Here is a 12,163-nt window from a genome sequence, read left to right as displayed (position 1 = left end):
TTGGTTGTTTTCGCAAAAACGATCAACCTGTATCCATTATAGACATCGGACGGCATTGTACGCCGGTTTAGAGGATGTATCCCAATTTTAGAACTAATTTTATTGCCTGGCCTCAAGTTTCTTGAGGTGGATTGTTAATTAAGGTGATAACCCTGTGCGCATACGGCAAGACGACTTCCTGTTCCTGCAAAATTTTCCACAAGGCACGGTTTACACTGGACATCACACTGGAACGGCCGTTTTCCGGGTCACTGATCCAGAAGCCGACGCGAATCTCAAAACCGTCAGCGCCAAACTTCATCAGATAAGCTGACGGTGCCGGTTCGTCACACACACGCTCCACTTTAGCAGCGGCTTCGCCCAGCATAGGTAAAATCTTGTCAATATCGGTCTGGTAATCAACTGTCAGGTCGGTCCACATGGCAACCGTGCGATCACTGAGGGAATAATTCTGTACCGGGGTCGATACCAGCATTTCATTCGGAATCACGGATTCGCCGCCGTCCTGGCCCTGCAAGACGGTGTAACGGGTATTGATCTGGGTCACGCGCCCGCTGAATTTGTCGACCGTGATCATGTCACCGATGGACATGCTACGGTCCAGCAGGATGATGAAGCCGGACACATAGCTGCTGGTGATTTTTTGCAGGCCAAAGCCCAGGCCCACGCCCAGCGCACCACCAAACACCGACAGCACGGTCAGGTCTATGCCAACCAGGGTCAGGCTGACGAGGATGGCCAGCAAGATCAGCACCGCCCGCCCCACGCGTGACAACACCACTTTGAGTGAGGTATGCGCATTCGGCAACTTCATCAGCCGGGCTTCCAGCGCCGCGCTGGCCCACATCGCCACCACCACCGTCACGACCACTGAAGTCAATGCCTGCAAGATGGTGAGCATGGATACCTTGTTCTTGCCCAGCGGCAGGCTGACATCATCAAGGGCGGTAAACAATTCCTGCCACAAACCGGTGAAATACAAGACCACGCCCAGCCAGACCAGGCCAGCAAACAGCTTTTCAAACACCGTCAGCAGGTTGCCGATGTAACCGTCGCGGGCAAACGTCCTGCGGACGACGTAAAAGCCAAAACGTATCAGCGCCAGTGAACCAATGATGGGGACCAACAAGGTCAGCAGATAGGTATGCTGCCATTTACCTAAAATCACTTTGGCAATCAGTATGAAGATCAGGGCCAGTGCCGGTGACAGCACCCGGGTGAAACTTTCCACCCCCAGCTTGACGACATCAGAATCGGTTTCTTTGGTCGTCACACCACGCCTGAGCGTGCGTGACAAGACCCAGGCCAGGCCAACACAAAACAGTACGACGCCTACCTGCCAGTAAAAATCTGGCTGGCCCACATCATTCGATAAATCAGACAATAAACTGGCGAGTAGTGGCGTGCTCATGGTGCGTGCTCAAGAGTAGATTTGGGATGCATCCCTGCCCTGTTGAATCGTGGTCAGGGATGCTGGCGATCAGACTTTGTTGCGTTCCATAATGGCGGCAAAGAACCCGTCCGTCTGGTGCAGGTGCGGATACAGTTTCAGGTAGTCGCCCATTTCCAGCTCGACTTTTTGTTCTGCCAATACCTGGGATGCAGGCACCAGCGTGAAGTCAGCGTGTTCAGCCAGGAAAGCCTGGACGATGCCTTCGTTTTCTTCATCGAGGATACTGCAGGTGGCATAGACCAGACGGCCACCCGGCTTCAGCATGCGCGCTGCACTGGCGAGGATGGATGCCTGCTTGACGTTGAGTTCAGCCACGCCTTCCGGGGTCTGACGCCATTTGACATCCGGATTACGGCGCAAGGTACCCAGACCGCTGCAAGGTGCATCCACCAGCACGCGATCGAGCTTGCCTGCCAGGCGTTTGATCTTGGCATCTTTTTCATGCGCGATCACCACCGGATGCACATTCGACAAACCGCTGCGCGCCATGCGTGGCTTGAGCTTGGCCAGACGTTTTTCAGAAATATCAAAGGCGTACAGGCGACCGGTATTGCGCATCAATGCACCCAGTGCCAGGGTTTTGCCACCGGCACCGGCGCAAAAATCTGCCACCATTTCACCGCGCTTGGCACCGACCAGTTGGGCCAGCAACTGACTACCCTCGTCCTGCACTTCTATCGTGCCATCTTTGAACAAGGGTAAATTTTGAATCGACGGTTTTTTTATTACACGCAAACCCGTGCTGGAATACGGCGTAGGTTCGGCAATGATGGGGGCCTGCGCCAGAGAGGCGATGACCGTATCGCGGTCACCCTTGATGGTGTTGACACGCAAATCCAGCGGTGCCGGGGTATTGAGTGAGATGGCCAGTTTCAGCGCATCTTCTTCGCCAAAACGTTCCAGCAATTTGGTCCATATCCATTCAGGCAGGTTGGCCTTCATGATCAGCGGCAGGTGCGTGCGGTCAATTTCCATCACGCGTTGCAGCCAGGCGGTTTCATCTTCAGTCAGACCACCAAGGGCATCGACACCGACGGCATCGACCAGACCCAGCAGGCTGAGACGACGCATGGGTGAACCTATGCCGGATTCAGAAAAATTGGTGTACACCGATTTGTTGCGCAACAAGCCATAAATAGCCTCCGCAATCACGCCACGTTCACGTGAACCCAGGCGTGGGTGATCACGAAAATAACGCGACAAAGTGCCATCTGCCGGACCGGTAAAACGCAAAATCTCACGCAATACTTCTTCCGTGTTGACGAGAATGGCTGGAGGTAATCTCATGCTGCTTCCTTCTATATGCTGATATGACCCGGATGGGTCTTGTTACTATTTTGGACTGCCAAAAAACAGCCCCAGCGGCTTTGCCGCCCCTGGTCCTGACAATTTTGTGCAGGTCCCACTACTGATTTTACCGATTAAAATGCATCAATCACTGATACGGACACGATTGCCTTCTATCCGCAATTTGCCTTCGACAAATTGCAATACGGCACGCGGATAAATCTGGTGTTCCTGCTCCAGCACGCGGTGTGACAGGCTGTCTTCGGTATCATCGTACAGTACTGGCACAGCGGCCTGGGCGACGATGGGGCCATGGTCCAGCTCGGCAGTCACAAAATGCACGGTCACACCATGCAATTTAACCCCGGCATCGATTGCCTGCTGATGCGTTGCCAGGCCGATAAAGCTGGGCAACAGGGAAGGATGGATATTCAACATCCTGCCGGCATAATGTTCGACAAAACCTGCGGTCAATATCCGCATGAAACCCGCCAGCACCACCAGGTCAGGGGCAAATTCATCAATCTTCGCCTTCAATGCGGCATCAAATGCTTCACGCGAGGGGAATTGTTTGCTGACAACCACAGTCGTCGGTATGCCACGACTGGCCGCATAATCGAGGCCACCGGCATCGGCACGGTTACTGATCACGGCAGCGATTTGTGCCGGCCATTGCTGTTTTGCGGCGGTTTCAACGATGGCTTGCATATTGCTGCCACGACCAGAAATGAGGATAACAATCTTTTTCATGGCGGCATTGTACCGCTGACACAGGGTAAGCCCCAAATAAAAATGCCGACTTCAGCTAGTCGGCATCATGTCACCTACCTGCAAAATCTGGTATTTATTGGATACTTACGTACTCAAATGCCTACTCAAATGAATAAAAAACCCGGAAAGCGACTTTTTTTTCCGCCCAAAAATCGGCAGCATCGCGGAAGACATCGAGCAGGGTTTCTCTTGCTTCCCTGTCAAATTTTTGCGTATTTGGCAATTGCTCAATCACCACCACAAAGCCCGGTTGCGCACCGGCCTTGTAGATCATATCGGTCAGGCAGTCGGACAGCGCATCAAAATTCCGGCAAAGTGGTTTGGGAAAACCAAAAGATAAGGCAATCTTGCCCAAGACCTGCTGCTTGGTGACGGCGTCCAGGCAATAGGCATACAGGAAGTGCTGACCCAGCTTGGCAGCCTCTGCCTGCAGGTCAGGCACGCGAAAAGCCCGTATCGACTGCACGACATTTGGCGTCACCGTTGCCAACAAACTCGTTTCTCCCTCTGTTGCTGAGATCATATTTACTCTTTAATTCGTCGAAAACTTTCGTAATGGTCTTCTGTGTAATAGTATTCACCCGACGTCTGCGGGTTAGCGCCGGCAATGATGCGACGAACACCGCGACTACGGGCGCGCGGCGTTTTTACCGTGTATTCATGGTAATAACCGCGTTTCTGCTTGGGAAGTCTGGCTTCATAATTACCAAATACGACGCCATCTTTATCGTAGGGGAAAGGTCCACCCTGCTTGATCAGCTGTAATGTCGTTTGTGCTTCTTTTGGCAACTCAGCAACATTGACATAGCCAACATTCGACAGGCCGCCCGTGTCTTTCGCAAAAGAGGTAGCGGCGAGCAAAGCAAGCGCCAGAAATACCAGCCATTTTCTAAAAAATGTTGGATTTACCATTATTTTCAAATCCGCACGTGCTTAAACAGGGCATAGAGTAACGGTTTGTCCATGATGAATCAATCATTGTTGCACTTGTTACAATGTAAAAATGCGTGGATTTGTCATATTTGTGACAGAAAAATGCTTGTGAGAAATGAAAGCATGCGAAGTGTATGCGATGACCGTGCTTGACCGTTTCCCACGGTCAACAATGACGCAATGACGCAATGACGACCTCAGGCGGCAGCCTGGCCTTTTGCCTCGGAATTAAAAAAGCACAAGACATCGTCGCTGCGGGCACGGGTATCGCGCCTGCCGAGTTCTATCAGTTCCCGCGTATAGCTGGATTCAAACAGCAGGTAAGATGCCAGTGCCGAGCCGCGCGCTTCGGTGGCACCGATGCCACCCAGCATGGTGCGGACTGGTAAAGGCAGGCTATTGGTATGGCGGCTGGCGATTTCATCCAGCCTTTCGGAAGGGGCAATGACCAGGATATCCACCGGGCGCAAGGGGGTTTTTTCCAGTAGTTCCGGCGGCAGCATGGACAGGGTTTTGTTGACCCGCATCAATCTTTCTATATCCACTGCCAGACTATCCAGGAAAATGCTGGACAAGGCATGGCCAGCGATCTGCGCCAGGCTGGGGTAACGGGCGGTTTCGGTACTGACGCTGGGTGGTTCGGCCAGGCGACCAGCACCGACGATCATGATTTTCTTGGCACCCAGATGGATGGCTGGCGAAATCGGTGCCAGTTGGCGCATGGAACCGTCGCCGCAATATTCCATGTGGCCACTCCAGTTCAGCGGCACCGCAGGAAAAATGAAAGGTATCGCCGACGACGCCAGCAAATGCTGGACGCCGATGAAATCGCGCTGCGCCAGGCGCTGGCTCCTGATCCAGGGTTCAATATCGGCCAGGGTCTGGTAAAAGGTCAGATGCTGACCCGCCGTGTAGGATGAAGCAGTCACCGCCAGCGCATGCAGGCTGCCATTTTGAAAAGCGCTGTCAAGGCTGGACAGATCCAGCATGCGCGTCAGCAATGCTTCCAGCGGTGAATTGTCGAGCAGGGAATTCGGTGGTGCCTTGCGCCATTTATTCAGCAACCAGCCAAACGACCATAAGGTCAGCCAGCGTGCGCCGCTACGCATCACACCCAGCGAATCGGCACGGTACACTTGCGCCGCTTCAAAGTTTTCCCAGATATGCAGCATGCGCTTCAGCGCATCGCCAAAATCATCCGCACCGCAGGCCAGCGCGGTCGCATTGATCGCCCCGGCTGAGGTGCCGCAGATAATGCCAAACGGATTTTCCGCCGGATGCCAGCCCGCCTCCGCCAGAATCGCTGCGATTTCATTCAGCACACCAACCTGGTAGGCAGCACGCGCACCACCCCCGGTCAAGATCAATCCTGTCGCAGCATTCTTGCTATATGGTGTAGGCATAAAAAAAGGGCAAATCCAGATGTGCCCTAGTGTAGTAGCCTACTGACAATTTGTCATGCTGCATGGCACAGTGAAAACACTGCATTCGGCAAATACAACATCCCGTCATTAGTTGATGGCGGAATTCAAAGATATCCACCGACATCCACTCGCTCATGAAGAATGCGGGCAATCCGAATTTCATGCTCACCAATTTCATAAAAAACCAGATGAGACCCAATCAGATGTAATCGGCAGCCATCAAACAAATCATCCCTGATACGGCCAATAGCCGGGTGGTTTGCCAGCAAGTGTATCCCCTGCTCTAATTTGTCTGCATACGCATCCATCTTATTTTCACCCCAGGTCTGAAGGGTATATTGCAAAATATCGCTCAGATCCTGTTGCGCCAAATCGGAAAGAACAACTTCAAAATTATGGGTTATCTGTTGTGACAAGAGGATTCACCTTGCGCCCTGTTTTTGCGTTTTTTATGGCTTTGGCTTTACTTGCATTCATGTCGAATACGGTCGTTTCCCCCCCATGAAGTTGGGCGACACCACGTTCAAGCTCCTTACGCAAAAGCGTATGCTGATCACGCTGCTCCATCAAGCGTAAAGCCTCACGCACGACTTCACTGGCGTTGTTATACAAGCCACTTTCAACCTTGGCCTTCACCAAGGACTCCAACACTGGAGTCAAGCTAACATTCATAGTAGCATCCTCAAGAAAAATTCAGACCCAAGAAGAATAACAAACTTTGTCAAAGTTTGACATAATTTTCCCAAATCAACCTGATATTGCTGAATTAAATTGCCATGAAGTGTTAAGAAAGCGTAGCGAGCGCAAGTTTGAGTTAAGAAGCGCAGTAGTTTTTTTCTTGCAGCACACTGAGGCGCAGTAAGTGCTGAGAAAGCGTAGCGAGCGACGCTAGTTTTGATTAAGAAGCGCAGTCGTACTCAGGTACGACGACGAATTTACAAAATAGCAGATCAAAAATCGCGCCGCGCAGTAGCTTTATCAGCATTTACTACTTGGGCTGCATGCTGGTCGCATGAAGTGTTGAGAAAGCGTAGCGAGCGGCCTTAGTTTTAGTTAAGAAGCGCAACCGTACTTTAGTACGGTGAGCATCGCAGGCTAAAAATAAGGTCGCGCAGTAGCTTTATCAATACTTCACTTGGGTTGCATGCGTATGGCTCCATCTAAGCGGATAGTTTCCCCATTCAGCATCACATTTTCAATAATCGACTTGGCCAGGCTCGCATATTCATCCGGCTTGCCCAGGCGTGACGGGAACGGTACCATCTTGCCCAGGGCATCCTGCACTTCTTGTGGCATGCCCAGCAGCATCGGGGTTTCAAAAATGCCGGGGGCAATGGTCATGACGCGGATGCCGCTGCGTGACAGGTCGCGCGCCATCGGCAGGGTCAGGCCAACGACGGCGGCTTTGGACGAGGCATAGGCTGCCTGGCCGATCTGTCCGTCATAGGCCGCGACAGAGGCGGTATTGATGATGATGCCGCGCTCGCCATGTTCGGCGGCGTCGGTCTTGCCCATGGCGTCTGCTGCCAGGCGACACATGTTGAATGTACCGATCAGGTTGATGTTGACCACACGCTGAAATACGTCCAGCGGATGGGGGCCATCCTTGCCCACGGTCTTGACGGCAGGGGCAACACCGGCGCAATTGATCAGGCCACGCAGGGTACCCATGGAGGTAGCGGCTTCCACCACGGCTTTGCCATCGGCTTCAGACGTCACATCACATTTGACAAACTTGCCAGCCAGTTCTGCCGCCAGCTTTTCACCGGCTTCGACCTGCACGTCTGCCAGCACGACCTTGCCGCCATTGGCAACGATCATTCTTGCGGTTGCTGCACCCAGGCCGGAAGCGCCGCCGGTGATGATAAATACATGATGTTGGATTTGCATGGTGGTCTCTCTCAGCGAATGATTTCTATGACGCGGGTTGATAGTGGGTTGATAGCGAGTTGATAGCATTGGGAAGATGATATTTCCTCTTATTTACGTTTACGTAAACGTCACACATGCTTATTGTAGCGAATATTCTTCTCAAGACAAAAATAAAAATGGCAGCGACTTTCTCGCTGCCATTTTCAATGCTGACTACCATTTGGCTAAACACACCTACGCACAGCTAAACTGCAAGCCAGCGGTCTGCCTTATTTGCTGGCAGAAGCCGGTTCAGCCATGGGCGGTGGTGGCGGTACATCCATAGGGGCCGATGCTGATGATGCTGCTGCCGTGGGCACCACTGCTGCAGCAACCGATGCAGAGGCCGAAGCTGCCGGTGCCGCCATCTGCGCAGGCGGGCTGGCGTGACTGCTGGCTGCTGCTGTAATGCCGGTAGCAGGCAACAGAGGTACCAGCAACAGGGCCACAATGTTGATGATCTTGATCAGCGGGTTGACTGCGGGACCGGCGGTATCCTTGTAAGGATCACCGACGGTATCGCCCGTTACTGCTGCTTTATGGGCGTCCGACCCTTTGCCGCCAAAATGACCATCTTCTATGTATTTCTTGGCGTTATCCCAGGCACCGCCGCCGGTGGTCATCGAAATAGCCACAAACAGACCGGTGACGATGGTTCCCATCAGCAAGCCACCGAGTGCAGCCGGCCCCAATAACATGCCAACCAGAATAGGCACGATGACAGGCAACAGCGAAGGAATGATCATTTCCTTGATGGCCGAGGTGGTCAGCATGTCCACCGCCTTGTCATATTCGGGTTTGCCGGTGCCATCCATGATGCCCTTGATTTCCTTGAACTGGCGCCGCACTTCCACCACCACCGCACCGGCTGCACGGCCCACGGCTTCCATCGCCATGGCACCAAACAGGTAAGGGATCAGGCCACCGATGAACAGGCCGACAATGACTTGCGGGTTGGACAGGTCAAACGAAGTGCTCTTGCCAACCGAATCCAGGGCATGCGTGTAATCGGCAAACAGCACCAGTGCCGCCAGACCGGCAGAACCGATGGCATAGCCCTTGGTCACGGCCTTGGTGGTGTTGCCGACGGCATCCAGCGGGTCGGTAATGGCACGCACCGAAGCAGGCATTTCCGACATTTCGGCAATACCGCCGGCATTGTCGGTAATCGGGCCATAGGCATCCAGGGCAACAATAATACCGGCCATGGACAGCATGGATGTGGCAGCGATGGCGATGCCATACAGGCCAGCAAGTTGAAAGGAAACCAGTATGGCGGCACACACCGCCAGTACTGGCCAGGCCGTCGATTTCATCGATACGCCCAGACCGGCGATGATATTGGTGCCATGACCGGTAGTCGATGCCTGGGCCACATGCTGCACGGGTTTGAAGTCAGTGCCGGTATAGTATTCAGTGATGTAGACCATCAAGCCGGTGAGGACGATACCGACCAGGGCCGAACCCATCATCTTCATGCGCATGACTTCATCCGGCCAGACTTGCCAGGTGACGACGGCAAAACCAATCAGTGACAGACCGGCAGCCCACCACAGACCCGTGTACAGGGCCGACATGATTTTCTTGCCCGGTTTGGCCTTGACCATGGAGCAACCGACGATAGAAGCCAGTATGGACACCGCCCCCAGCAACAGCGGATAGACGATGGCTTCGGTCACATTGCTGGTCACCACCAGGGCACCCAGCAGCATGGTGGCGATCAGGGTCACCACATAGGTTTCAAACAAGTCAGCGGCCATACCGGCGCAATCACCGACGTTGTCACCAACGTTATCGGCAATCACGGCGGGGTTGCGCGGATCATCTTCGGGGATGCCGGCTTCGACCTTGCCCACCAGGTCGGCGCCAACGTCAGCACCCTTGGTAAAGATACCGCCACCCAGACGGGCGAAGATGGAAATCAGCGATGCACCAAAGGCCAGGCCGATCAGGGGTTTGAGGACGTCATGCTGGGTCAGCGTACCGCCAGCCGCATTGGCCACCAGTACCCAGTAAAAAATGGTCACACCCAGCAAGCCCAGGCCGACTACCAGCATGCCGGTGATCGCGCCGCCTCTGAATGCGACATCCAGGGCTTCATTCATGCCCTTGGTGGCTGCCTGTGCAGTCCTGACATTGGCCCGCACCGATACATTCATGCCGATGAAGCCGCAGGCTCCTGACAAGAAAGCACCAATAAAAAAACCGATGGCGGTGATCAGGCCCAGACCGGGCATGGCGGCAATGGCAACAAACAGCACCACGCCAACAATGGCAATGGTGCGGTACTGCCTGGCCAGGTAGGCGGCTGCGCCCTGTTGAATAGCGGTGGCAATTTCCTGCATACGCGCATTGCCGGCATCCTGTTTCAAGATCCAGCTACGCGATATCAGGCCATACAGTACGGCAATGACTCCACATGCGATGACAAACCAAAGACTTGCTGCCATGTTGACTCCTCCTGTTGTTATGGACACGCCTGCCTTGTGGGCAAGCATGCTTTTTTGACGACAAAGTAAAACAAGGACATTTCTTCATTCTTACGATACGGCGCTATCAGAGCCAAATCAGAGCCAAATCAGCTCTTGGATAAGAATGAAACCTGCACACTGCGAAACTTGTTCGTTACCCATATTTTTGGAGTGTCATGTGAGTGACATGACCTGGCTTGGGCTGGCCAAAAAAAAGCGGACAATCGAGTCCGCTTTTTTAAAACTTATTCTGCCAGCGCAGCAAATGCGCTGTCGCGGATAGTGTCTACCGGTCCGACGCCAGCGATCTTGCGATATTTAGGCGCGCCAGGCTGACCGGATTTAGCCCAGTCGCCATAATAAGACAGCAGCACTTCAGTTTGTTCGTGATACACGGACAGGCGTTTCTTGACGGTTTCTTCCTTGTCGTCGTCACGCTGTATCAGTTCTTCACCGGTGACATCATCCTTGCCTTCCACTTTGGGTGGATTGAATTTGACATGGTAACTACGACCAGAACCCGGGTGTACGCGACGGCCACTCATACGGTCAATAATGGCTTCATCAGGGACAGCAATTTCCAGTACATAGTCTATTGTGACGCCGGCATCCTTCATCGCATCCGCCTGTGGCGTGGTGCGTGGAAAGCCGTCAAACAAATAACCATTGGCGCAATCTGGCTGTTTCAGCCTGTCTTTGACCAGGCCGATGATGATGTCGTCGGACACCAGGCCGCCTGCATCCATCACCTTTTTGGCTTCCAGACCCAGCGGTGTGCCTGCCTTGACTGCAGCACGCAACATGTCGCCAGTAGAAATTTGAGGAATATTGAATTTTTCTTTAATGTAATTGGCTTGTGTACCCTTGCCGGCACCCGGCGCTCCCAACAAAATAAGACGCATTTTTAATTTCCTAAGACGAGTTTGAATTTTTTTGTGCATGTATGGAACATGCCACCATTTATTTTTATGGTCGGCACGGCTATTTTGCTTTTTTTCTTATTTAGCAGTGATAACACAGTATCTTTTCACGAAACTTACCACAATTTTCCCGTTTCTTGATGCTTTGCCACGAAATCCGGGCTAAGTTCACCGTTTTTTTATTTCTTATCAATAAAGAATTGCCTGACCCGCAGCAAGTCTTCTGCCGTGTCCACCCCTGGCGCAGGGCTGGAAGCGGTCACGTGGACGGCAATCGCGTAGCCATGCCACAAGACCCGCAATTGTTCCAGTGCCTCGATTTGTTCCAGTGGGGAAATAGCAAGTTGCGGATATTTTTTTAAAAAATCGTTGCGGTAGGCATACAAACCAATGTGACGCAAAGGTGCATAGCCAGCCGGGAACCCGCTACGGCTGACAGCAAATGCATCCCTGTGCCAGGGAATGGTGGCGCGCGAAAAATACAGGGCGCGGCCATGTTTATCCAGGACCACCTTGACCACATTCGGGTTAAAACCGTCGTCGACTGCATGGATGGGGTGGGCGGCTGTTGCCATGGGTACATCGGCATTCACCAGGGCGGCAGTGGCAGCGATCAGGGCCGGGTCGATCAGCGGTTCATCGCCCTGCACGTTGACGATGACGGCATCATCGGCCAGGTTCATGCCAGCAGCAACTTCGGCAATGCGGTCCGTGCCAGATGGATGGTCAGCCCGTGTCATGCAGACGGGCACGCCATGGGCCTGGCAGGCGGCCACAATGTCAGCATGGTCAGTTGCCACCATGATGGCGCTGGCACCGGATTCCAGTGCGCGTTCAGCCGTGCGTACCACCATGGGTTTGCCGCCGATATCGGCCAGCGGTTTGTTCGGCAGGCGGCTGGACGCCAGCCTGGCCGGTATGATGGCAATAAAACTCATGCCTGCAAATCCAACATCATTATCACACTTAGCATACTCAACCTATCCAGATTCA

The 12,163-nt window shown here is 53.3% G+C and carries 12 protein-coding genes; all 12 read right to left on the bottom strand.

Going from position 1 to position 12,163, the window contains the following annotated elements:
* Positions 1-112: 112 nt before the first annotated feature.
* The gene (locus tag ACO0K9_RS25370; protein ID WP_422989694.1) at positions 113-1,411 is read right to left on the bottom strand and encodes a mechanosensitive ion channel family protein; all 1,299 of its coding nucleotides are present in this window, start codon (positions 1,409-1,411) and stop codon (positions 113-115) included.
* Between the two features lie 69 nt (positions 1,412-1,480).
* A complete protein-coding gene (locus tag ACO0K9_RS25365; RefSeq protein ID WP_422989692.1) occupies positions 1,481-2,740 on the bottom strand; it encodes an RsmB/NOP family class I SAM-dependent RNA methyltransferase in 1,260 nt (419 codons plus the stop codon).
* A 144-nt stretch (positions 2,741-2,884) separates the two neighbouring features.
* A complete protein-coding gene (gene purN, locus ACO0K9_RS25360; RefSeq protein ID WP_422989690.1) occupies positions 2,885-3,490 on the bottom strand; it encodes a phosphoribosylglycinamide formyltransferase in 606 nt (201 codons plus the stop codon).
* A gap of 121 nt (positions 3,491-3,611) precedes the next feature.
* Positions 3,612-4,034 (bottom strand): barstar family protein, encoded by a 423-nt coding sequence (locus ACO0K9_RS25355; RefSeq protein ID WP_422989688.1) that lies wholly within the window; start codon positions 4,032-4,034, stop codon positions 3,612-3,614.
* A 2-nt stretch (positions 4,035-4,036) separates the two neighbouring features.
* A complete protein-coding gene (locus ACO0K9_RS25350; RefSeq protein WP_422989686.1) occupies positions 4,037-4,423 on the bottom strand; it encodes a ribonuclease in 387 nt (128 codons plus the stop codon).
* Between the two features lie 218 nt (positions 4,424-4,641).
* Positions 4,642-5,847, bottom strand: coding sequence for a patatin-like phospholipase family protein (locus ACO0K9_RS25345; protein WP_422989684.1), 1,206 nt, complete (start codon positions 5,845-5,847; stop codon positions 4,642-4,644).
* Between the two features lie 125 nt (positions 5,848-5,972).
* The gene (locus ACO0K9_RS25340; protein WP_422989682.1) at positions 5,973-6,284 is read right to left on the bottom strand and encodes a type II toxin-antitoxin system RelE/ParE family toxin; all 312 of its coding nucleotides are present in this window, start codon (positions 6,282-6,284) and stop codon (positions 5,973-5,975) included.
* Positions 6,262-6,540: a type II toxin-antitoxin system ParD family antitoxin gene (locus tag ACO0K9_RS25335; protein ID WP_422989680.1), complete on the bottom strand. Its 279-nt coding sequence runs from the start codon at positions 6,538-6,540 to the stop codon at positions 6,262-6,264. Before ACO0K9_RS25335 ends, ACO0K9_RS25340 begins: the two co-directional genes overlap by 23 nt.
* 459 nt (positions 6,541-6,999) lie before the next feature.
* Positions 7,000-7,758, bottom strand: a complete 759-nt coding sequence (locus ACO0K9_RS25330) for a 3-hydroxyacyl-CoA dehydrogenase (RefSeq protein ID WP_422989678.1) — start codon at positions 7,756-7,758, stop codon at positions 7,000-7,002.
* A 251-nt stretch (positions 7,759-8,009) separates the two neighbouring features.
* Entirely contained in the window at positions 8,010-10,229 is a 2,220-nt protein-coding gene (locus ACO0K9_RS25325; RefSeq protein ID WP_422989676.1) for a sodium-translocating pyrophosphatase, read from the bottom strand.
* Positions 10,230-10,495: 266 nt separating this feature from the next.
* Positions 10,496-11,152: an adenylate kinase gene (adk, locus tag ACO0K9_RS25320; RefSeq protein ID WP_422989674.1), complete on the bottom strand. Its 657-nt coding sequence runs from the start codon at positions 11,150-11,152 to the stop codon at positions 10,496-10,498.
* Between the two features lie 197 nt (positions 11,153-11,349).
* Positions 11,350-12,108, bottom strand: a complete 759-nt coding sequence (kdsB, locus tag ACO0K9_RS25315; RefSeq protein WP_422989672.1) for a 3-deoxy-manno-octulosonate cytidylyltransferase — start codon at positions 12,106-12,108, stop codon at positions 11,350-11,352.
* Positions 12,109-12,163 lie beyond the last annotated feature (55 nt).

This window comes from Undibacterium sp. Ji50W, assembly GCF_049340445.1.
In the GTDB taxonomy this organism is placed as follows: Bacteria; Pseudomonadota; Gammaproteobacteria; order Burkholderiales; family Burkholderiaceae_D; genus Undibacterium.
This window is presented reverse-complemented; position numbering and strand designations above follow the sequence as displayed.